The sequence below is a fragment of the Alcanivorax quisquiliarum genome (assembly GCF_023051175.1).
Taxonomy (GTDB): domain Bacteria; phylum Pseudomonadota; class Gammaproteobacteria; order Pseudomonadales; family Alcanivoracaceae; genus Isoalcanivorax; species Isoalcanivorax quisquiliarum.
The window spans coordinates 261,571-283,198 of sequence record NZ_JALKII010000003.1; the positions used below are offsets into that span (position 1 = coordinate 261,571).

General features: G+C 62.4%; 23 protein-coding genes and 1 tRNA gene. 9 read left to right on the forward strand and 15 right to left on the reverse strand.

What is annotated here, in order from left to right:
• Positions 1-54 precede the first annotated feature (54 nt).
• The 4 genes from MU846_RS07085 to MU846_RS07100 all read left to right on the forward strand — a co-directional run bounded on the left by MU846_RS07085 (position 55) and on the right by MU846_RS07100 (position 3,764).
• Positions 55-738 (forward strand): AzlC family ABC transporter permease, encoded by a 684-nt coding sequence (locus MU846_RS07085; RefSeq protein WP_246950997.1) that lies wholly within the window; start codon positions 55-57, stop codon positions 736-738.
• Positions 738-1,079 carry a branched-chain amino acid transporter permease gene (locus tag MU846_RS07090; RefSeq protein WP_246951183.1) on the forward strand — a complete coding sequence of 114 codons (342 nt, stop codon included), beginning with the start codon at positions 738-740 and terminating at the stop codon, positions 1,077-1,079. The genes MU846_RS07085 and MU846_RS07090 overlap by 1 nt, the downstream gene beginning before the upstream one ends.
• Before the next feature lie 133 nt (positions 1,080-1,212).
• Complete coding sequence (gene ettA, locus MU846_RS07095; RefSeq protein ID WP_246950999.1) at positions 1,213-2,880, forward strand: energy-dependent translational throttle protein EttA; 1,668 nt, start codon at positions 1,213-1,215, stop codon at positions 2,878-2,880.
• Positions 2,881-3,413: 533 nt separating this feature from the next.
• Complete coding sequence (locus MU846_RS07100) at positions 3,414-3,764, forward strand: PilZ domain-containing protein (RefSeq protein WP_246951001.1); 351 nt, start codon at positions 3,414-3,416, stop codon at positions 3,762-3,764.
• A gap of 38 nt (positions 3,765-3,802) precedes the next feature.
• Here MU846_RS07100 and radA read toward each other — a convergent pair whose 3' ends face one another.
• The 3 genes from radA to dnaB form a co-directional block, all read right to left on the reverse strand.
• Positions 3,803-5,170 (reverse strand): DNA repair protein RadA, encoded by a 1,368-nt coding sequence (radA, locus tag MU846_RS07105; protein ID WP_246951016.1) that lies wholly within the window; start codon positions 5,168-5,170, stop codon positions 3,803-3,805.
• Positions 5,171-5,325: 155 nt separating this feature from the next.
• Complete coding sequence (gene alr / locus MU846_RS07110; RefSeq protein WP_246951018.1) at positions 5,326-6,402, reverse strand: alanine racemase; 1,077 nt, start codon at positions 6,400-6,402, stop codon at positions 5,326-5,328.
• A 33-nt stretch (positions 6,403-6,435) separates the two neighbouring features.
• On the reverse strand, positions 6,436-7,824 hold the full coding sequence (gene dnaB / locus MU846_RS07115) for a replicative DNA helicase (protein WP_246951020.1): 1,389 nt from the start codon (positions 7,822-7,824) through the stop codon (positions 6,436-6,438).
• A 212-nt stretch (positions 7,825-8,036) separates the two neighbouring features.
• On the opposite strand from dnaB, the gene cfa reads away from it, so the two are divergent.
• Positions 8,037-9,230: a cyclopropane fatty acyl phospholipid synthase gene (gene cfa, locus MU846_RS07120; RefSeq protein WP_246951030.1), complete on the forward strand. Its 1,194-nt coding sequence runs from the start codon at positions 8,037-8,039 to the stop codon at positions 9,228-9,230.
• 85 nt (positions 9,231-9,315) lie between these two features.
• Here the strand turns inward: cfa and rplI are convergent, their stop codons facing one another.
• The 4 genes from rplI to rpsF are packed head-to-tail and all read right to left on the reverse strand — an operon-like array spanning position 9,316 to position 10,695.
• On the reverse strand, positions 9,316-9,768 hold the full coding sequence (gene rplI / locus MU846_RS07125; protein WP_246951032.1) for a 50S ribosomal protein L9: 453 nt from the start codon (positions 9,766-9,768) through the stop codon (positions 9,316-9,318).
• 21 nt (positions 9,769-9,789) lie between these two features.
• Positions 9,790-10,020 carry a 30S ribosomal protein S18 gene (gene rpsR / locus MU846_RS07130; RefSeq protein ID WP_246951034.1) on the reverse strand — a complete coding sequence of 77 codons (231 nt, stop codon included), beginning with the start codon at positions 10,018-10,020 and terminating at the stop codon, positions 9,790-9,792.
• A 20-nt stretch (positions 10,021-10,040) separates the two neighbouring features.
• Positions 10,041-10,412, reverse strand: coding sequence for a primosomal replication protein N (priB, locus tag MU846_RS07135; RefSeq protein ID WP_306799303.1), 372 nt, complete (start codon positions 10,410-10,412; stop codon positions 10,041-10,043).
• Positions 10,348-10,695 (reverse strand): 30S ribosomal protein S6, encoded by a 348-nt coding sequence (rpsF, locus tag MU846_RS07140; RefSeq protein ID WP_246951043.1) that lies wholly within the window; start codon positions 10,693-10,695, stop codon positions 10,348-10,350. Before rpsF ends, priB begins: the two co-directional genes overlap by 65 nt.
• Positions 10,696-10,963: 268 nt before the next feature.
• Here rpsF and MU846_RS07145 point away from each other — a divergent pair, with 268 nt between their 5' ends.
• On the forward strand, positions 10,964-11,677 hold the full coding sequence (locus MU846_RS07145) for a hypothetical protein (RefSeq protein WP_246951045.1): 714 nt from the start codon (positions 10,964-10,966) through the stop codon (positions 11,675-11,677).
• Positions 11,678-11,691: 14 nt separating this feature from the next.
• Entirely contained in the window at positions 11,692-12,120 is a 429-nt protein-coding gene (locus tag MU846_RS07150; RefSeq protein ID WP_246951046.1) for a hypothetical protein, read from the forward strand.
• On the opposite strand, the gene rlmB is transcribed toward MU846_RS07150, so the two are convergent.
• Positions 12,108-12,863 (reverse strand): 23S rRNA (guanosine(2251)-2'-O)-methyltransferase RlmB, encoded by a 756-nt coding sequence (gene rlmB, locus MU846_RS07155; protein ID WP_246951048.1) that lies wholly within the window; start codon positions 12,861-12,863, stop codon positions 12,108-12,110. The two genes, MU846_RS07150 and rlmB, sit on opposite strands and share 13 nt — an antisense overlap.
• A gap of 48 nt (positions 12,864-12,911) precedes the next feature.
• Positions 12,912-15,419 (reverse strand): ribonuclease R, encoded by a 2,508-nt coding sequence (gene rnr, locus MU846_RS07160; protein ID WP_246951049.1) that lies wholly within the window; start codon positions 15,417-15,419, stop codon positions 12,912-12,914.
• Positions 15,420-15,658: 239 nt separating this feature from the next.
• Between rnr and MU846_RS07165 the strand changes: the two genes are divergently transcribed.
• A tRNA-Leu gene (locus tag MU846_RS07165) sits at positions 15,659-15,745 on the forward strand.
• Positions 15,746-15,892: 147 nt separating this feature from the next.
• A complete protein-coding gene (locus MU846_RS07170; RefSeq protein WP_246951051.1) occupies positions 15,893-16,168 on the forward strand; it encodes a hypothetical protein in 276 nt (91 codons plus the stop codon).
• 66 nt (positions 16,169-16,234) lie between these two features.
• On the opposite strand, the gene MU846_RS07175 is transcribed toward MU846_RS07170, so the two are convergent.
• The 6 genes from MU846_RS07175 to hflK all read right to left on the reverse strand — a co-directional run bounded on the left by MU846_RS07175 (position 16,235) and on the right by hflK (position 21,526).
• On the reverse strand, positions 16,235-16,393 hold the full coding sequence (locus tag MU846_RS07175; protein WP_246951053.1) for a YqaE/Pmp3 family membrane protein: 159 nt from the start codon (positions 16,391-16,393) through the stop codon (positions 16,235-16,237).
• Between the two features lie 99 nt (positions 16,394-16,492).
• Positions 16,493-17,791 carry an adenylosuccinate synthase gene (locus tag MU846_RS07180; protein WP_246951056.1) on the reverse strand — a complete coding sequence of 433 codons (1,299 nt, stop codon included), beginning with the start codon at positions 17,789-17,791 and terminating at the stop codon, positions 16,493-16,495.
• Between the two features lie 22 nt (positions 17,792-17,813).
• Positions 17,814-18,995 carry an ATP phosphoribosyltransferase regulatory subunit gene (locus MU846_RS07185; RefSeq protein ID WP_246951058.1) on the reverse strand — a complete coding sequence of 394 codons (1,182 nt, stop codon included), beginning with the start codon at positions 18,993-18,995 and terminating at the stop codon, positions 17,814-17,816.
• Between the two features lie 2 nt (positions 18,996-18,997).
• On the reverse strand, positions 18,998-19,195 hold the full coding sequence (locus MU846_RS07190; RefSeq protein WP_246951060.1) for a DUF2065 domain-containing protein: 198 nt from the start codon (positions 19,193-19,195) through the stop codon (positions 18,998-19,000).
• Between the two features lie 109 nt (positions 19,196-19,304).
• Positions 19,305-20,333, reverse strand: a complete 1,029-nt coding sequence (hflC, locus tag MU846_RS07195) for a protease modulator HflC (RefSeq protein WP_246951062.1) — start codon at positions 20,331-20,333, stop codon at positions 19,305-19,307.
• Positions 20,333-21,526: an FtsH protease activity modulator HflK gene (gene hflK / locus MU846_RS07200; protein WP_246951064.1), complete on the reverse strand. Its 1,194-nt coding sequence runs from the start codon at positions 21,524-21,526 to the stop codon at positions 20,333-20,335. Before hflK ends, hflC begins: the two co-directional genes overlap by 1 nt.
• Positions 21,527-21,628: the final 102 nt, after the last annotated feature.

The window sequence follows — 21,628 nt, forward strand, 5'->3', positions numbered from 1 at the left end:
CGCTGGCCAATCCGGCTGTTCTGCAAACGGCAACAAACTGCAAATAGTGTGACCATGGCTTTTTCGCTCGCTCCCTGGCGCCAGGCGGCGCTCCTGACTTCGCCCGTGATGCTCGGCTATGTGCCGCTGGGCATCGCCTTCGGCGTGGTCTGTGTGCAGATGGGTTATCCCTGGTGGGTGGCGCCGCTGATGTCGGTCGCGGTTTATTCCGGCGCCGGCCAGTTCCTGTTGCTGTCGCTGCTGGCTGCCCAGGCTTCGCTGACGGAAATCGCCGTGGCCAGTTTTCTGCTCGGCTCACGTCATCTGTTTTACGGGCTGTCGTTGCTGGAGCGTTTCAGCGGCGCAGGCAAACGCAAGCCGTATCTTATCTACGCGCTCACCGATGAAACCTATTCGCTTTTGACATCGCACCCCGATGCGGAACAAGCAGCCATGGCGTTTCGTGTCAGCCTGCTGAACCAGCTCTGGTGGCTGACCGGCTCGGTGCTCGGCGCGCTGCTCGGCAGTGCCCTGCCGTTCGACAGCGCCGGCATGGAGTTTGCCCTCACCGCGCTGTTCATCGTGCTGACCATCGAGATGATGCGCAGCGTGCGTCAGGCGCGCCCGTTTGTGGTCGGGCTGTTGTGCGCGGGCGCGGCCATTTACTACCTGCCGGCACAGCATGTGCTACTGGTAGCAATTGGCGGCGCCTGTCTGGTGCTGCTGGCGGATTACGCCCGCCAACGGCGGGCACCGTGATGCTTGAGCTGCTGTTGGCCATCGGTGTGGCGGGCCTGGCGACGCTGGCGTCGCGGATGCTGCCATTTCTGGCGCTGCGCCGTTTTCAGGGGCATCCGCTGCTGCGTTTTCTCGGCGAGCAACTGCCGGCCGCGATCATGACCATTCTGGTGTTGTTCGCGCTGCGCCGGCTGCGCCCGCTCGGCCCGGAGCTGACCCTGAACATGACGGCGGAAGGCGTGCCGCTATTGCTGGCGGCGCTGGTAGTGGCCGGGTTGCATCTGTGGCGCGGCAATGTGTTGCTCTCGATCGCCGCCGGCACCGCGCTTTACATGGCACTGGTGCAGAACCTGCCGGCCTGAACCTGCCCCATCGCCAGCTGCCGCTCCCTTTCAACTGAGAGCGGTTTCGGCTAGCTTAGGCGAACCTCGCCCCGGCCCTGTTCCAGAATCGGCCAGGGCGCATCGTTTTCACGTTCTCTGGCGTATCTACTCTATGTCTCAATACATTTTCACCATGGATCGGGTCGGCAAGATCGTGCCGCCCAAAAAGCACATCCTCAAGGACATTTCGCTGTCGTTTTTCCCCGGCGCCAAGATCGGTGTGCTGGGTCTCAACGGCGCGGGCAAATCCACCCTGCTGCGCATCATGGCGGGGGTCGACAAAGACTATATCGGTGAAGCGCGCCCGCAGCCCGGCATCAACATCGGCTATCTGCCGCAGGAACCGGAGCTGGACAACACCAAGACAGTGCGGGAAGTGGTGGAAGAATCGCTGGGCGAAATCCGCGCTGCACAACAGCGGCTGGAAGAAGTGTACGCCGCCTATGCGGAAGAAAACGCCGATTTTGACAAACTGGCAGAAGAACAAGCACGGCTGGAAGCCATTATCGAAACCGCTGATGCGCACAACCTGGAGCGCAAGCTGGAAATAGCCGCCGACGCCCTGCGCCTGCCACCCTGGGAAGCAGAAGTGAAACACCTGTCTGGTGGCGAGCGACGCCGTGTCGCGCTGTGCCGTCTGATTCTCTCGGCGCCCGACATGCTGCTGCTGGATGAACCTACCAACCATCTGGATGCAGAATCCGTCGCCTGGCTTGAGCGCTACCTGCACGATTTTCAGGGCACTGTCGTGGCCGTCACGCACGACCGTTACTTTCTCGATAACTCCTGCGAGTGGATTCTGGAGCTTGATCGCGGCGAAGGCATTCCGTGGAAGGGCAACTACACCTCCTGGCTTGAGCAGAAAGAAGCGCGCCTGGAGCGCGAAGCCAAAGCCGAAAGCGCGCACCGCAAAACCGTGGAAAAAGAACTGGAGTGGGTGCGGCAGAATCCGAAAGGCCGCCGCGCCAAGAACAAGGCCCGTGTCGCTGCGTTCGAGGAACTGGCCAGCCAGGAATTCCAGCAACGCAACGAGACACAAGAGCTGTATATCCCGCCCGGCCCACGCCTGGGCGAAAAGGTGTTCGAGCTGAACAATGTTGCCAAGCATTTTGGCGACAAGCTGCTGTATGAAAACCTCAACTTCAGCGTGCCTCGCGGTGCTATTGTCGGCATCATCGGCCCCAACGGGGCGGGGAAAACCACCCTGTTCCGCATGCTCACCGGTGAGCAGCAACCCGACAGCGGCGAAGTGCAGATCGGTGATACAGTGCAACTGGCCTATGTGGACCAGAGCCGGGAAGATCTGGATGGCAGCAAGAGCGTCTGGGAAGAAATTTCCGAGGGCCTGGATATCCTCAAGATCGGCAACTATGAAGTGCCGTCGCGCGCTTACCTGGGGCGCTTCAACTTCAAGGGCCAGGATCAGCAAAAGCGCGTCAAGGATCTGTCCGGTGGTGAGCGCAACCGGTTGCACCTGGCGAAGTTGCTGAAACAGGGCGCCAACGTGCTGTTGCTTGATGAACCCACCAACGACCTGGACGTGGAAACCCTGCGTGCGCTGGAAGAAGCACTGCTGGCCTTCCCCGGCTGCGCCATCGTGATTTCGCACGACCGCTGGTTTCTGGATCGTGTCGCCACGCATATTCTGGCGCTTGAGGGCAACTCCGAAGTGGAGTGGTTCGAGGGCAGTTATTCCGAATACGAGGAATACCGCCGCAAGAAGCTGGGCGACGAAGCCTTGCAGCCGAAACGCACCCGGTACAAGAAAATCAGTGTCTGAGCACACGCCGTTGCCGATGGCGAGCTACGCTCGCTGTCGGCAACAATTTTTCCCTCATCTCGCCTCATCTCCGCTTCCCGGCCCTGCCGACACCTCCCCGCTCCGGCGCCATTTTAAAGCCCCGCGCTCACAACTCATTTGCGCTCGGTAAATGCCCGCCCGAAACCCTGACGACGGCCCATCTGTCTCCTGTTTTCAGCCCGTGCCCAGAACACGGCGCGTCACGAGCCAGAGGCATGGAAATGAATATTACGGCCAAGCGATCAGCGCACGATAGCGCGGCTGATCCTGCACCACTGTGCAGCCCATCGGCGACACCGGTTCCTAGAACGGCGAGCGCCCCCTATACTGGCATCCGCGTGCCACTGCGAAGCGGCACGCCACAGCACAATAATTCCGGGCTTGCGCCTCTCGGCCGAGGCGGCAGGGGGTGACGCAGGGAGCAACACCCGCCACCGACGCGCCCCGGCACAACGTACTCGGGCGCAGCCAGGCAACGTCTGGTGCGCCGACAAGCAGGCAACAGATCAAGCATGAAAGACAAACGCCGTTTCACGCGTACACCGTTCGATGGGGAGGCGCACCTGACCGCCCAGGGCACCTTGTTCAATGTGGAAGTGCTGGATCTGGCACTCAAGGGCGTGCTGATTACCATGCCACCCGGCGTCACTATGACGCCGGGCGAAACCTGCCAGCTCGATCTGTTGCTGGAGGATTCCGATATCCGCATTCCGCTGGCAGCGGAAGTGCGCCGTGTAGAGCGGGATATGGCCGGGCTGGAGTTTACGCGCATCGATCTGGATGCCCTGCGCCACCTGCGCCGCCTGCTGGCGCTGCATCTGGGGCAGGATGAAATGCTGAGCCCGGACGAAGAAGAGGAATAATTGCTGCGCCGCACGCGGCCGGAGCAAAGGCGAAGCAATCAGATATGTTCCAGCGCCTCTGCCAGTGTCGAGACAGCAATCACCTGCATGCCCGCTATCGGCGTGCGCGGCTGATTCGCCTTGCCGATGATCGCCTTGCGAAAGCCATGCTTGGCAGCTTCTGACAAGCGCTCCTGGCCCTGCGGCACGGGGCGTATTTCGCCGGACAAGCCCACCTCGCCAAACACGACAAGCTCACGCGGCAAGGCGCGGTCGCGGAAGCTCGACACAATCGCCAGCAGCAACGCCAGATCAGCGCCGGTTTCCATCACCTTGACGCCGCCGACCACGTTGGCAAACACATCCTGATCACCTACCTGAATACCACCGTGGCGATGCAGCACCGCCAGCAGCATCGCCAGCCGGTTCTGTTCAAGCCCCACGCAGACCCGACGCGGGTTGCCGAAATGGCTCTGATCGACCAGCGCCTGCAATTCCACCAGCAGCGGGCGCGTGCCCTCCCAGACGACCGTCACCAGCGAGCCGGAGGCAATATCGTCGGCGCGATTGAGAAAAATCGCCGACGGGTTTTTCACCTCTTTCAGGCCCTCTTGCGTCATCGCAAACACGCCAAGTTCATTGACCGCGCCAAAACGATTCTTCAGCCCGCGCAATGTGCGAAAACGGGAATCTGTCGAGCCCTCCAGCATCAGCGAACAATCAATCATATGCTCCAGCACTTTCGGGCCGGCCAACGTACCATCCTTGGTAACGTGCCCCACCAGCAGCAACACCGTGCCGGTCTGTTTCGCGAAGCGGGTCAGCGCAGCGGCGGATTCGCGCACCTGCGCAACAGACCCCGGTGCCGATTGCAGTGCAGTCAGATACATCACCTGGATCGAATCGATCACCAGAATCTTCGGGCGCTCCTTGCGCGCCAGATCAAGAATCCGCTCCACATCTGTTTCTGCGGCAAGTTTGAGCTGATCACGCGGCAGTTGCAGCCGCTCGGCGCGCATCGCCACCTGCGCGGGTGACTCTTCGCCAGTGATATAAAGACAGGGGTGCTGCGCCGCCAGGCGGCACAAAGTCTGCAACAGCAAGGTGGATTTACCGGCGCCGGGATGGCCACCGATCAAGATAGCCGAGCCCGGCACCAGGCCGCCGCCGAGCACCCGATCAAGCTCCGCCGTGCCGGTGGCGATGCGCGGCGTTTCAGTCAGCTCGATCTGATCCAGCCGCTGCACATCCGCCAGCTCACCGGTATACCCGCTGCGGCCGCTACTGGCCGCCCGCGCCGGCGTGGCCGGATCGATCACAAATTCACTGAGCGTGTTCCAGGCAGCACAGGCGCTGCACTGCCCCTGCCATTTGGGGTGATCGGCACCGCATTCATTGCAGACAAACGCTGTTTTACGCTTCGCCATTGCTCATCCTCAGAACAACCCCGTCAGGTGGCGCCATCCGCCATGCCCGGAGCGGCGCGGATAGCCGATCCCCAAGCCTGCCGGCATCTTTATTTGCGGCAGACCGGAGCCTGCAGCCAGCGCACTTCGCAACGGGGAAGTGCTGCCGGGGAAAATCAGATCACCACCCGCCGCACACGCGGCGTCACCTGACAGAACAATTCATAGCTGATGGTGCCGCAGGCAGCGGCCACTTCGTCCACACTGACCAGGTCGCCCCACAATTCCACCTCATCGCCCGGCTCCGCAGCGGGAATATCGGTCACGTCCACGGTCAGCATATCCATCGACACGCGGCCCGCCAGGCCGGTGCGTATGCCGTTGACTGCCACTGGCGTGCCGTTCGGCGCATGACGCGGGTAGCCATCGCCATAGCCGATCGCGACCACGCCGATCCGGCTCGGCCGCGAGGCACGCCAGGTGGCGCCATAGCCGACCGCATCACCGGCCGGCACCTCGTTGACGGCAATCAGGCGCGCACTGAGGCGCTGCGTGACAGCCAACCCCAACGAGGCAGCGGACTGGTTTAACAGAGGCGAGCCGCCATACAGCATGATGCCGGGGCGCACCAGCGCACCATGGCTGTCGGGGTAGCGATACAGGCCGGCGGAATTGGCCGCGCTGAATGCCAGGCCATGGGCATCGGCCAGCCTGCGCAACGATGCCAGCTGCTGCGCGCTTTGCGTATCCTGCGGCATGTCGGCGCAGGCAAAATGGCTCATCACGCCCGCCAGCCTCACCTGCGGCAAGGCGCGCAGGCGCGCAATTGCTGCCGCGCACTGGTGCACCGGCAAACCCAGCCGGTGCATGCCGGAATCCACCTTCAGCCAGACGGTGACAACCGCCGGCAGCCGCGTGCGCTCCAGCAGCTCGATCTGCCAGCCGCTGTGTACCACGAGCTGGATATCCGCTGCGCTGGCGGCGAGCAGCTCCTGCTGATCGAAGCATCCCTCTACCAGCAGCAGCGGTGCCTTGATGCCGGCCTCGCGCAGCGCTTGCGCCTCTTCCATCAGGGCCACGCCAAAGCCATCCACTTCGGGCCGAAGCGCGCTGGCAGCCCAGCTCAGGCCGTGGCCGTAAGCATTGGCTTTCACCATGGCGAACATGGCGGCACGGCCCGCCAGCTGCCGCGCCTTGCGGGCATTGGCGATCAGCGCCGGAGCACGCAGCTCAAGCAGGGTATTGCGTGTCATGCGTGGGCAGCTCCGTCGCGCTGCGGAGGCAGGTTATTCACCGGCATATTCCTGATAATACTCCGGCGCCAGGTCATCAAAGCGGGTGAACTCGCCCCGGAATGCCAGCCGCACGGTGCCGATGGGCCCGTTCCGCTGTTTGCCGATGATGATCTCGGCAATGCCCTTTTCTTGCGTGTCCTTGTTATACACTTCGTCGCGATACAGGAAGATGATCAGATCCGCATCCTGTTCGATAGCGCCGGATTCTCGCAAGTCAGACATCACCGGGCGCTTGTTCGGCCGCTGTTCCAGCGAGCGGTTCAGCTGCGAGAGCGCCACCACCGGCACGTTGAGTTCTTTCGCCAGGCCCTTCAAGGAGCGGGAAATCTCGGAGATTTCGTTCACCCGGTTGTCACTGCCGGGTACCTGCATCAGTTGCAGGTAGTCCACCATGATCAGGCCCAGCTCACCGCCACATTCCCGTGCCACACGGCGGGCGCGGGCGCGCATTTCCAGCGGCGACAAGCCGCCGGTGTCATCAATGAACAGTTTGCGCTCGGAAAGCATTTGAATAGCGGAGCTGATCCGTGGCCAGTCGTCCGGATCAAGCCGGCCGGAGCGCACGTTCTGCTGATGAATACGCCCCAGCGACGACAACATCCGCATCACCAGGCTTTCGCCAGGCATCTCCATGGAGAACACCAGCACCGGCTTGTTACCGTGAATGGCCACGTGCTCGCACAAGTTCATGGCGAAGGTGGTTTTCCCCATCGACGGCCGGGCCGCCACCACCACCATATCGGACGGTTGCAGCCCGGAGGTCATTTTGTCGAGCTCATCAAAGCCGGTGGAGAGGCCCGTCACCGCGCTCTTGTTGCGGTACAGTTCGTCGATCCTGTCCACGGTGCTTTTCAGCAGCGCCTTGATATCCCGTGGCCCGGTGCCTTTCTGCTGCTGCTCGGCGATTTCGAAGATAGCGGATTCCGCGCTATCAAGAATCTCGGCGCTGGTGGCCCCCTCGGGCCGAAAGGCTTTGTCCGCAGTTTTCTGCGAGATATTGATCAGCTGCCGAAGAATCGAGCGCTCCCGCACGATATCGGCGTAAGCGGAAATATTGGCCGCGCTGGGCGTGTTGCGCGTCAGCTCGGCCAGATAGGTGCCGCCGCCGGCGTTTTCCAGCTGGCCCAGCTGCTCCAGCGCTTCCGCCACCGTTACCATGTCGCGGGGCTGATCCTGCTCCGCCAGTTGTGCCATCACGCGAAAGATCAGCCGATGGTCCTTGCGGTAAAAATCGGGCTCGCTGACCCGCTCCGCCACCTGATCCCAGGCGTCGTTATTGATCATCAAGCCGCCAAGAATGGCCTGCTCGGCCTCAATGGAATTGGGCGGCAGGCGCAGGGCTTCCGGCAAATGCGGGTCAAGTTGGGACATATCGTTCATCTGAGGACGTGCCTGGGTGATATCAGCAAGGTGGCGGAGAGTATGCCACAGCCGTACCCGCCCCGTATCACCGGCGCGGCGCGTCCGGCGTGCTGCACAGTTGTATAAGAATGTTAAAGCGCTTGCCAATGGGCGCGGCACTTCTCACATTGGGGTGTGATTTGGCTATGCATCTGCCTGGATTCCATCGGGTCGCCACCCAGGGAGGAAACATGTCGAGCATTTCGCCGTTGACCGAACACCGCCGCAGCCGCTCCCCAGCGGCGACGCAACCGGCGCCAGCTCCGGTTCCCCGCTGGCTGCCACACTCGCTCCAGCGCCTGCTGGAACGGGCCGATATCCGCATCAATGGCAGCCGGCCCTGGGACCCGCAAGTGCATGATCGCCGTTTCTGGCGCCGGGTGGCGATGCACCGCTCCCTGGGCCTGGGCGAATCCTATATGGATGGCTGGTGGGATTGTCAGGCACTGGATGAGTTCATTCGCCGCCTGCTGGTGCACGGCGGCACGCAGGAAAGCCACTCCCGCTGGCAGCACATCACGCAATGGCTCTGGCAAGCGCTGATCAATCGGCAAAGCCTGCGCCGGGCACCGAAAGTGGCGCACCAGCACTACGACCTCGGCAACGATCTGTTCACGCGCATGCTCGATCCGACCATGAGCTACAGCTGCGGTTACTGGCGCCACGCCGACAGCCTGGCCGCCGCCCAGACCGCCAAACTGGATCTGATCTGCCGCAAGTTGCAGCTGGAACCGGGCATGACGTTGCTGGATATCGGCTGTGGCTGGGGCGGGCTGCTGCACCACGCCGCCACCCATTACGGCATCAAGGGGCTCGGCGTGACGCTGTCTTCGGAACAGGCCGGTTTTGCCAGAGAGCGCTGCCAGGGCCTGCCGGTCGAGATCAGCCTGACGGATTACCGCACTTTGACCGGCCAGTTCGATCGCATCGTCTCCGTGGGGATGTTCGAACATGTCGGCCGGCGCAACTATCGCACTTACTTTGATGCGGTACACCGGCTGCTGGCCGCGGACGGCCTCACCCTGCTGCACACGATCGGCACCAATCACTCATCCAGCGGCCACGATGCCTGGATTGATCGCTATATCTTCCCCAATGGCGAGCTGCCCTCCGTGGGGCAGATTGCCGCTGCTTCGGAAGCGGCCTTCATCACCGAGGACATGCACAACTTCGGCACCGACTATGCGCGCACTCTGCGCGCCTGGGATACCAATTTCCGCCACCGCTGGCCCGAGATCGCTGCGGCCTATGATGAGCGCTTCTATCGCATGTGGCGCTATTATCTGAATTGCTGCGCCGGCGCCTTTGAGGCACGAGACATTCAGTTATGGCAGTGGGTGTTCAGCCCCACCAGCAGGCGGCAGTCTTATCTCAGCAGCCGCTGAACGCTGGCCGGTCGTGCAGCCGAAACGAAAAACGCCCCGATCGGGGCGTTTTTCTTGACCTTCAATGCAACTATTGCAGCAGCAATCAGGCTTCCGAGACCACCACCACCTTGATCGTGGTAGTCACTTCGGCGTGCAGTTGCAGGTCGATCTCGAACTCGCCGGTGTTGCGCAGCGCACCGTTCGGCAATTTGACCTCTGCCTTTTCAACGGTCACGCCGGTCTGGGCGGTGATGGCGTCGGCGATGTCGCGTGTGCCGATCGAACCGAACAGCTTGCCTTCATCACCGGCTTTGGCACCGATGGTGACCTGCGCTTCGGCCAGCTGCTCCACGCGAGCATTGGCAGCGGCCAGCGCTTCCTCAGCCTGCTGTTGCAGCTCGGCGCGGCGCTCTTCCACCACAGCCAGATTCTCTTTTGTGGCGGGCAGCGCCTTGCCTTGCGGAATCAGGAAGTTGCGGCCATAACCAGCGCGCACTTCCACCACGGCACCCAGATCGCCCAGGTTCTTGATCTTGTCGAGCAGAATGACTTGCATGATCTCTTACCTCGCTCCGGCTCAGTTGTCGTGGGTGTCGCTGTACGGCAGCAGTGCCAGATAGCGCGCCTGTTTGATGGCCTGAGCCAGCTGACGCTGGTAGCGCGCACTGGTGCCAGTGATGCGGCTCGGGACAATCTTGCCGGTTTCGGTGATGTAGGCTTTCAGGGTGTCCAGATCCTTGTAATCGATCCGGGTAACACCTTCCGCTGTGAAGCGGCAGAACTTGCGACGGCGAAAGAAACGGGCCATTGGAAATCTCCTGGAATTTGTCAGTCGAAGCATTCAAACCGGGTAGCGTGTAGCTGCAATCTGTCGCGCGCCTCACCCCTGAAACCTGCCCGGGCGAGAAAACCCTGCACCAGGATTCTCTGCCCTTCGGCCAGCTGCCTGCTCTGGCTTACTAGCGCCTCCCCGACAAGCATCACGGCCATACGGGCCTGTACTTCGCGTGGAGCGCCACCTTCTTCCTGCCGGGAGCGATGTTCGAGCCAGAGTCGTCTGGTCGGTGCCCCGGCGGGCGTCAGGCGTATCGTTTCAAGGGAATGGATGACGCCGGTCAGCTCGCAATGATTACGCTCAGGCCCCAGCGGTTGCTTCCTCCCGGTTGTCCGACTTGGCCAGCGGCGAAGGCTCGGTAACAGCCTCGTCGCGGCGCAGTACCGCGTTACGGATCACGGCGTCGTTGAAGCGGAAGGTATTTTCCAGCTCCGCAAGCGTCTCGCCGTCGCACTCGATGTTCATCAGAACATAGTGCGCCTTGTGGATCTTGTTGATCGGGTAGGCCAGCTGGCGGCGGCCCCAGTCTTCAAGACGGTGGATGGCGCCTTTGGCTTCCGTGATCATCGCGGTATAGCGCTCGATCATGGCAGGCACCTGCTCGCTCTGGTCCGGGTGAACCAGAAACACGATTTCGTAATGACGCATTATCAGCTCCTTACGGATTGGGCAGCCTCCCGCACCAGCGGTGAGGCAAGGAGTCCCCGTGCACGCCTGCAAAAACGCAGAGCCGGGCTCGGGAAGGGGCGCGATTCTACCGCATCAGCCGCCCCGGGCACAAGCAACCGCCAATATCGCCGCTGGCCCCACGCTGATTGCCTCCGTACGCCTTGCGGCTTATTCTCAGAGGCCGCACCACCTGCCGTATGGCAAGGCGCGACCAACATGCACAACAAGAACAAAACGGGGACACCCCATGTTGAAGCATCTGGCGGCACTGTCCGCTGCACTCTCTATAGCACTGCCCGCCGCAACGGCCGCTACGTTCCTGAGCCTTGCCAGCCCTGTCGCGGCAAGCCCCGTCGTTACAGCAAGCAACGCCTGCACGCCGCCAATGCTGCCAGAGCGGCCCGAGCTTGAGCATTATCAGGATTACAGCGCTTTCATTGCCGACATCATGACCTTCAAACGGCTGGAAGCAGAGCTGCACAACCATCCGGCCAAGTGCACCCCCGTCGAACACGACGAGCCGGCTCGCCACCATGAAAACCTGGGCGACGCCGTGGCCAGCGCCCGCCAGCAGCCACGCTTTGATTATCAACGCCACGCCACATGGTATGACCGCAGCACCTCGCAGAGCTTCGTCTTGCAGCGCCTGAACCCAAACGAGCTTGCAGACGAGCGCCTGCACGCCGGCCCACCGGCCGCGCAGCGTTTGCTGCCTCGCGCCGCACTGGTGCGGCTGCCGCCGGATTGGCGCCAGGCTCGCCACGCCGATGATCAGGAGTTGCGCCGGGACCACGAAGCCCGGCGTGTCGAGGCGAGCAGCGATAACGCCGGCCTGAAGCTGGTGCAGCGCAACGAGAACCTGGTGCTGTTTTACGACCACAACAGCGCGCTGGTACGGGTGCGGGGCGACGTCTACGTCAGCTCGGGGCGCTGCGTCGCAAACTGTCGCGTGGTCGAGTAACAGGGCCCGCAGCCGTGAAACATCTGCTGGCGAGTTGCCTGGCGCTGGGCCTGAGCCTGCACTGCCCCGCGGACAGCACACCGGCACCGGAAGATTTCCTGCCGCCGCGACCGCAGTTGGCGCTATACAACAGTGAACATGCGTTCGTGGCGGCACTGCTTGCCTGGCAGCGAGAGCGCGATGCGGTGGCGGAAAAGATCGCACAGGGTGAGCTTGCCCCACCACCCGCGCCGCCACCCGACGACGACTGGCACAAGGTCAACGGCCCGGAAGATATCGATAGCGCGCTGGAAAAAGCCGCCGGATTTCAGCAACCGCACTATCGCGAGCGCTACCGTTTCAACCGCAGCACCCATGTGAGCTTTCCGCTGCCTGCGCTGCCGCTGGAGCAGATGGCAGCGCAGGCAGCCGGGCCAGCAGCAGGCGAAGATCAGGCGCGCTGAAGCCGGGGCCGGGCCAGATGGTGCACCACCACTGCCGTGGCCACGGACACATTCAGGCTCTCCACCTCGCCGACCATGGGGATTTCGAGCAGATAATCACATTTGTCCCTGGTCAGCCGGCGCATACCATCACCTTCCGCTCCCATCACGACCGCCAGCGCACCAGCAGGTTCGAAATCATGCAACAACTGGCTATGCGCATCACGGCCGGTGCCGGCAATCCAGACACCGCGCTCGCGTAATTGCTCCAGCAGCCGCGCCAGATTACCCACCTCGAAATAAGGCACCGTCTCAGCCGCACCGGCGGCACTGCGGCAGGCCACCGGTGTCAGCCCACAGGCATTGCGCCGGGGCACGATGACGCCATCGACACCGAACGCATCAGCGCTGCGCAAGCAGGCGCCCAGGTTATGCGGATCGGTGACGCCATCAAGCACGAGCAAGAGCGGCTCATGGGGCAAACGATCCAGATGCTTCAGAAGCGCCTGCTCATCACCCGGTGCGCGCGGCCGGGCACGCGCTGCCACGCCCTGATGCTGGGGGCCGGCATGTTTTTCCAGCGCCTCGCGCCCGACACGCTGCGGCCGCAGCCCCAATGCTTGCGCCTGCTCGCTCAAACGCAGTAGCCGTTCTTCACCACGCTCCGCCCGCCGATCATCCAGATAAATTTCCAGCACCGCCTCCGGGCGATGCCGCAACAGGCTCTCCACGGCGTGCAGCCCTGCAAACCAGACTGGTTTCATGAGAAAACTCCGACACCGGGCGGGGCTCCGCCCGGCATAAGCAGTGGGTTATTTCCGGGAACGACGCGCCGGCTTTTTACCGGAGCCCGGCTTTTCTGTCGATTTGCCAGCGGTGGCTTTGCGGGCCGACGCCGGCTTGCCGGCGGGCTTTTTGCTCTGCCCCGCGGCCGCTTTTCCGGCAGCTGACTTGCCGGTGGGCTTGCCAGCGGGTTTTCGCGGTGTGGCGCCATCTTTTTTCGGAATGCGGCCTTCTGCCAACGCCTGGCGTACACCGCCCCTTTTACGCGAGGCGGGGGCCTGTTCCTGCGCCAGTTGCAGATCGATCTTGCGGTCTTCCACATGCACGGCTGCCACTTGCACGCGAATCGAATCGCCAAGCTGGAAACGGCGCCCGGAGGACTCCCCGATCAGCATGTGCCGCTTTTCATCATGGTGATAATAATCGCTATCCAGATGCGCCACATGTACCAGCCCATCCACATAAAGATCATCCAGCTGCACAAAGAGCCCGAAATTGGTGACGCCACTGATGACACCGGGGAACTCGTCGCCGATGTGCTGCTGCATGTACTGACACTTCAGCCACTGCACCACATCGCGCGTTGCATCGTCGGCACGGCGCTCCGTCATCGAGCAGTGCTCACCAAGCTGCACCATCGCGGCCTGATCGTAGGGCAGCGCCTGCGCCTGTGGCAGTTTCGGCAGCTTGCCGGGGTTGTCGGTGTGCTTGGGCACATCGCCGCTGCGGATCAGGTAACGAATGGTACGATGCACCAGCAGATCAGGGTAGCGGCGGATCGGCGAGGTAAAGTGGGTATACGCGGCGTAAGCCAGCCCGAAGTGCCCCTTGTTCTCGGCGGTATAGCGCGCCTGCGTCAGCGAGCGCAGCATGACCGTCTGGATCAGAATGCGATCAGGGCGTTTGCTGATAGCCTCCGCCAGCTTCTGAAATACCGCCGGCTTGGCATCGCCGTCTTTTTCCGACCAGGCCAGCGACACGCCCAATGGCCCGAGAAAATCTTTCAGGCTTTGCAGCTTCTCGGTTTTAGGCGGCTCATGGTTACGATACAGCGCCGGCAGGCCGGACTGCTCAAGCAGCCGCGCCGCGCAGATATTCGCCGCCAGCATCGCCTCTTCGATCATCATGTGTGCCACATTGCGGCGCACCGGCTCGATGGCGCTGATCTTTTTCTGCTCGTCGTAAATAATCCGTGTTTCCACGGTTTCAAAATCAATCGCGCCTCGCTCATCGCGGCGCTTGCGCAATGCCTGATACAGCGAGTGGTAGTCGCCGAGCATGGTGCGCAGCCCGCTATCGAGCGCCTCGTGCGCCGCTTTGCCCGCCGGGCTGCCCGGCTCTTCCAGCAAGGCACCTACCTGGGTATAGGTCAGCCGCTTGCGCGAGCGCATCACCCCTTCGCCAAAATGAAACCCGGTGATGCGGCCATTGGCCGACACCTGCATCTCGCAAAACAGACACAGGCGATCCACATCCGGGTTCAGCGAACACAAACCGTTGGACAGTTTTTCCGGCAGCATGGGGATGACGCGATTGGGGAAATACACCGACGTGCCCCGGCGATGCGCCTCTTCGTCCAGGGCCGAGCCGGGCTGCACATAGTGCGACACATCAGCGATGGCCACTATCAACCGCCAGCCACGCCGCCAGCGGCGCTTCTCGACAAATACTGCGTCATCAAAGTCGCGCGCATCTTCACCATCAATGGTGACCAGCGGCAGATTGCGCAGATCAACGCGGCCCTTGATCGATTTTTCCGACACCTGATCCGGGATCGCTGCCGCTTCTGCTTCGACCTCGACCGGCCAGACAAACGGGATATCGTGGCTGCGCAACGCCACATCCACTTCCATGCCCGGCTGATCCGGCGAGGCGATCACTTCCAGCAACCGCACCAGCAGCCGGGGCTCGCGCCCGTCCGGATAATGAGTAATCTCGGCGCGCACATGGTCGCCTTCGCGTGCGGTAATGCCGTTGGCATCCTCGATCAGCACTTCGGTGGTGATACGACGGTTGGCAGGCTCGATGCCGGGGCCGGCCGAGCTGCGCACATAGCGGCCTACCACTTCGGTATTGACCCGCTCAATCACTTCTACAATACGCGCCTCGCGCTTGCCGAAGCGGTTACGGCCCTCGGGGCTGACCAGCACCCGATCACCATCGAGCACCGCCTGCATCTGGCGCGGCGAGACAAACAGATCTTCACCGCCCGCATCCGGCACCACGAAACCGAACCCGTCGCGATGCCCTTGCACACGCCCCGGCACCAGCGCCATACGCTCGACAATGCCGTACTGCCCGCGGCGGTTTTCCGCCAGCTGGCCGTCGCGCAACATCGCTTTGAGACGCCGGCGCAGTGCTTCGCGATCCTGCTCATCAACGACATCGAGCAGCACTTCCAGCTGATCGCGAGTCTGCGGCCGGCCAATATCATTCAATACCTGAAGAATCAGCTCGCGGCTGGCCACCGGCCGTTCATATCGCGCCGCTTCTCGCGCCGCATGGGGATCTCGATATCCTCTCGATCTTTTACTCATGAAATACAGTTTTTCCTGGAATAAGCTCCCGCGTGGACAAACGTGATGCCACAAGGGAAAGTGGCGGCGGCTTTACATATCGCCACCGTGTCCGCCCATAGTGGGGCCAGACCCCAGCGCACGCAACCGGCAGAATCGCCTTCTGTGGTGAAATTCTGCAAGAAAGATTTGACAATGCGGCGCCGTATACTAGAATACGCGCGCTTTCCGGTTGAATGTAACAACGCTTCCGGGAACGAGCCGAGGTGGTGAAATTGGTAGACACGCTAGCTTCAGGTGCTAGTGCTCGAAAGGGCGTGGAGGTTCAAGTCCTCTCCTCGGCACCAATTTCAAGGCTCCCTTTGGGGGCCTTTTTCGTTTTCAGGCCGCCAGGGCCGATGGCGAAACACCGGCTTCTTTCTTGCGCCGCATCGGCACCAGACGCAGCCTTTTGCTCTCCCCTGCCCACACCGGGCACGACAGGAGTTATCGCCATGAACGCTGCCACCTCATCCAACATTCCTGTCCGCCGCAGCCTGACACGCCGCCGCAGCCTGGCGCGTGTGAGCGCTGCTGCCTTGCTCGGCCTGACGCTGAGTTTTGCGCCGGTGGCCGTGCCGCAGGCACAGGCGGCCAATGCCTCGGTGCAGGCGATGGAGCGTGAAGCAGCCGAGCGGGCCGAGCGTCGCCGGCCGTTCATGGTGCTGTTCCCGGCTGGTGTTGCAGTGCTGACGCTGGTGCTGGTGCTGACCGTCAAACGGCGGCGCTGACACGCCCTTTATGCCAATACCTTGCCGCCCGTTGCCGCTCGGCGACGGGCAAGCAGCAACTGGCGCTCAGCGACTGGCGATGATGTACACCGCATGAATGACGCCGGGCAGATAGCCCAGCAGCGTCAGCAGAATATTCAGCCAGAAGGCGCCCCCGAGCCCGACTTTCAGAAACACACCCAAGGGCGGCAACAACACCGAAATCAGAATGCGCAGGATATCCATGGCCTGTCTCCCTGACGGTTGGACACTGTCAGGTTGCCGCAAAAGGCCGTCGGGGAACAAGCGAAGCCGGGCGCCCATCACGGCTCCCGGCGTTTCAGGTCACTCGAAAGGATGGCGCAGGACGATGGTTTCCACGCGATCCGGCCCGGTGGAAATGATATCGATGGGCGCGCCGGTCACTTCCTCGATGCGCTTGATATAGGCGCGGGCGTTGGCCGGCAGCCCGTCCAGCGTTTTCACACCCAGCGTTGATTCCTGCCAGCCGGGGAGCTCTTCATAGACCGGCTCCATGGTGGCATAGGAATCTGCATCCCAACCGGCACAGGCATCCAGCACCCGGCCTGCCTCATCCTTGTAGCCAACACAGACCTGCACCACATCCAGGCCGTCGAGCACATCCAGCTTGGTCAGGCACAGGCCGCTGATGGAATTGATCTGGATGGCACGCTTGAGTGCCACCGCATCGAACCAGCCACAGCGGCGCGGGCGCCCGGTGGTGGCACCGAATTCGTGGCCGCGCTCGGCCAGCCGGCTGCCCACGTCATCAAACAGCTCGGTGGGGAACGGCCCGGAGCCGACACGAGTGGTGTAAGCCTTGGTGATGCCGAGCACATAATCCAGATACAGCGGCCCAAAACCGGTACCGGTGGCGGTGCCGCCCGCCGTGGTGTTGGAGGAGGTGACAAACGGATAGGTGCCGTGATCGATATCCAGCAGCGTGCCCTGCGCCCCCTCGAACAGAATGCTCTCGTTGGCGAGGCGCTTGGCGTGCAGCTCGGCGGTCACATCCGTCACCATGCTGCTGATGTTTTCTGCCATCTCGACGGTTTCATCCAGCGTCTTCTGAAAATCCACCGGCTCGGCATGGTAATAATTGCGCAGCACGAAGTTGTGATAATCCAGCACTTCGCCCAGCTTGGCGGCAAAGCGCTCACGATGAAACACATCGCCCAGGCGCACGCCACGGCGGGCGACCTTGTCTTCGTAGGCCGGGCCGATACCGCGCCCGGTGGTGCCGATCTTGGCCTCGCCGCGTGCGTGTTCACGGGCCTGATCCAGCGCCACATGCACTGGCAGGATCAGCGGGCAGGAGGCGCTCAGGCGCAAACGCTCGCGCACTGGCACGCCCTTCGCTTCCAGGCCTTTGATTTCGCGCAGCAACGCATCCAGCGCCAGCACCACACCATTACCGATGAAGCATTGCACACCGTCACGCAGGATGCCTGACGGAATCAGGTGCAGAACCGTTTTCTCACCGTCGATGACCAGCGTGTGGCCAGCATTGTGGCCGCCTTGAAAACGGGCCACGCAAGCCACCTGATCGGTCAGCAGATCAACGATCTTGCCCTTGCCTTCGTCACCCCACTGGGTGCCCAGAATTACGACATTCTTGCCCATGGCCTGCGATCACTATTCCTGGTCAGGATGAAAGGGAATGAAGCTGCCAACGCTGCTCCACGAACACCAGCTCACGGTCACAGCGCAGCTCTGCCGGAAGATTGTCCGCGCCCGGCAGCGCCTGCACGACACGTTCGCCAGCGGCACGTAGCCTGGCGATTTCTGCCAGCAACGCCGCATCACTGCCGGCTGGCGCCAGAATGCCGCCGGGTTGTACTGCCGTGCCCTGGCAAGCCACCAGCAGCTTCAGATCAGCGCTGAAGCCAGTGGCCGGCCGGGCACGCCCGAATACTTCGCCGATATGATCGTAGCGGCCGCCTTTGGCGAGCGGCTCGCTGACGCCGTTGCGATAGGCCGCGAACAGGCTGCCGGTGTGGTAGTGGTAACCACGCAATTCACCCAGATCGAGATGAATTGCCACCTGCGGATGGGTCGCACGCACGCGCGCCACCAATTCCGCCAGTTGCTCGAGCACCGCCAGCGCTTCTGCACTGGCCGTGGCCAGCAAGACCCGGCCTTGCGCCAATGCATCCTCGCCCGCCAGCCAGGGCAGCGCAGCCAAGGCGCGTGCGGCCGGCTCGGGCAAGGCACGCTCGCTGAAGAACGCATCCAGCTCGGTGCGCGCCTTACGCAAATAAATCCCGCGCAGGACTGCCTCGTCGGCATCTGTCAGCCCGGCAGCTCGCACCAGGGCGCGGTAAATGCCCACGTGTCCCAGCTCCAGCGTGACATCGTCGGCACCTGCTTCGGCCAGCGTGGCCAGCATCAGGCTGATGACTTCCGCATCGCTTTCGATACCGTCGTGACCAAACAGCTCGACACCGATCTGATACGGAATGCGTGAGGCACCCGGCAACCCGATACGGGTGCGCAATGCTGTCGAGCAGTAGCACAGCCGGCTTGGCCCCTTGCGGCGCAAGCTGTGCGCATCAATGCGTGCCACTTGTGGCGTGATATCCGCACGCACACCCATCATGCGGCCAGAGAGCTGGTCGGTCAGCTTGAACGTCTCGATTTCCAGATCACGCCCGGCGCCGTTGAGCAACGACTCCAGAAACTCGATCAATGGCGGGAATACCAGCTCGTAACCCCAGCGGGTATAGAGGTCCAGCAGGCGGCGGCGCAATCCTTCGATCACGGCGGCCCGCTCAGGCAGTATTTCTTCTACCCCTTCGGGTAGTAGCCACTGTTCTTCGCGGTTCATACTCAACTTGTATGCTTCAGGAGGATCAACAGGCCTGCGCCACCAAGCATGGCCGCCAGGCCCAACGTTCGCAGCGCCCGGTCATCCAGACGCGCCAGCTGCAAGGCGGCGGCGCGCAAATGACGTGGCGACAGGCACAGCACCAGCCCTTCGATCACCAGCACCAGGCACAGCGCCTTCAATACCAGAATCCAGTCCATCTGGCTGCTCGGCAGACAGCAAAACGCCGGGCGGTTGCCCGGCGGGCGCATGTTAGCACTTCATCCCGGCGCAGGCACCCATTGATCGGGTGCAGGCGCCAGGCTTGTCTCAATTACCCGTGGCGCTCTTCAGGTAGCGGAAGAAATCGCCATCCGGCTCCAGCACCAGCACATCCTGATGATCGCGGAAGCTGTCGCGATAGGCTTGCAGGCTGCGGTAGAAGCGGAAGAACTCGCGGTCGCGATTGTAAATGCTCGCATAGATGGCAGCTGCCTCGGCATCGCCGTCACCACGAATCAGCTCTGCATCACGAAACGCTTCCGCCAGCAGCACGGTGCGCTCCCGCTCGGCTGCGGCACGAATCTTCTCCGCCCCTTCACGGCCCTCGGAGCGATGCCGCTCGGCGTCACGGGCACGCTCGGCGCTCATGCGGGCGAACACCCGGTCACGCACCTCGGTGGGCCAATCCACCTGCTTGACGCGAATGTCCACCACATCAATGCCGAAATCTTCCAGCACGTCGTCTTTCAGCTCCGCCAGCACCTTGACCATCAGCTGTTCACGGGCATCTTCCGACGGCGCCAGCTCGCCAGCTTCCTCAGCGCTGATCACTGGCGGAGGCGGCACATTGCTGTCGCCATCACCCACCTGCGGTGTCACCACACCGACCAGCTCGGCATCGGCAATCACTTCCTTGCGGCCGGCAACGACTTCCTGCACCGTCATCTGCGCCACTTCGTTACGCAGCCGCTCCGCCACCCGCACATTGAGGCGCTGCTGGGCGATGTCGCGCATGCGGTCAGAGTTGTTGGCGGCCCCGCCACCGATCACGGTGACGTAACGCTGCACATCCTGCACACGCCAGATCACGAACGAGCTGACATCCACCAGCTTGCGCTCGGAGGTGAGATAGGATTGCGCCGGCAGCTCATACGCCGTTGCGCGGCCATCCACGCGCACTACCTGGTCAATGAACGGCACCTTGAAATGGATACCGGGCTCTATATCGGTACGCACGATTTCCTGGAACCGCTTGAGCACCGCACGCTCGGTTTCATTGACGATAAAATACGAATCCAGCACCGCGATCACCAGGAACAGTGCCGCGATGAGGCTCATCAGGCTTCTCTGAGACATCAGCGAACCTCCCTGGTCGAACGGCCATAGAGACTGCGCGAGGCATTGTTGCCGCTGGTGCCCGCAGCCGTGGAAGAGGATGACGTCGACGATGACGACGACACGCCGCTGCTGCTGCTACGAGACGCCCCGCCACCCGAGGCGCTGGCGGGATCACGATGCTGCTTCATGATCTGATCCAGCGGCAGATACAACAGGCTGTCGCCGCCCTGCACATCCACCAGCACCTTGCTGGTGTTGCCCAGCACTTCTTCCATGGTTTCCAGATACAGCCGCTCGCGTGTCACTTCCGGGGAGCGAGTGTATTCTGTCAGCAGTTTCCCGAACCGCTCTGCCTCACCGCGTGCACGGTCAACAATCTCGGCGCGGTAGGCTTCGGACTCCTCACGCAGGCGCTGAGCGCGGCCGCGTGCTTCCGGAATCACAGCATTGGCATACGCTTCAGCCTCTTTCTTGAAGCGGTCTTCATCTTCGCGAGCACGGGCCACATCCTGGAATGCCTCGCGCACCGCAGCCGGCGCCGCTGTGCTATCGAGCACCACTGCCGCAACCAGCAAGCCGGTGGAATATTCATCCAGGTATTCCTGCAGGCGGCGCTGCACCGAGGCACGCAGGTCTTCCCGTTCGGTGCTCAAGACAGCATTGATCGTCTTGCTGCCCACCACATGGCGCAGCGCACTGTCGGTGGCGTTGCGCAGCACGGTATCGGAGTTGGCCACCTTCAGCAGATAGGCGGCCGGATCAATGACCCGGTACTGTACTTCCAGCGTCACACCCACAATATTGGTGTCGCCAGTCAGCATTTCTTCGTTCACGCGATGGCTGTTCATCTGCGTGACATTGACCTTGTGATAAGACTCGAACGGCGGCAGGTGCCAGTTCAGGCCCGGCTCGACCACGCGATGCAGCTTGCCAAAGCGCAACACCACACCCTGTTCGGCGGAATCGATCTGGAACGCCGCCCAGATGCCGTAGATGACGATCAGCACCGCCAGCACAATGCCGATGATGCCGGCGCCGCCACTGCTCCCCTGGCCACTGCCCCCGCGGTTACCGCCACCAAAGGCTCCGCCAAGTTTGTCTTTCAGGTTCTTGATGACTACATCCAGGTCCGGTGGACCCTGGTTGTTGTTGCCACCGCCGCCCCCCCAGGGGTCGCGCGGCTTCTGTCCGCCAGGTTCGTTCCAGGACATCGGGTTCTCCGTCTAGCTGATGCTGAAAATTCCGCTGGAATTTCCATCGCCGCGACGCTTGCGCGTGCGATCGGGCCGCCCAGGAGCGGGCGGAGATTTATT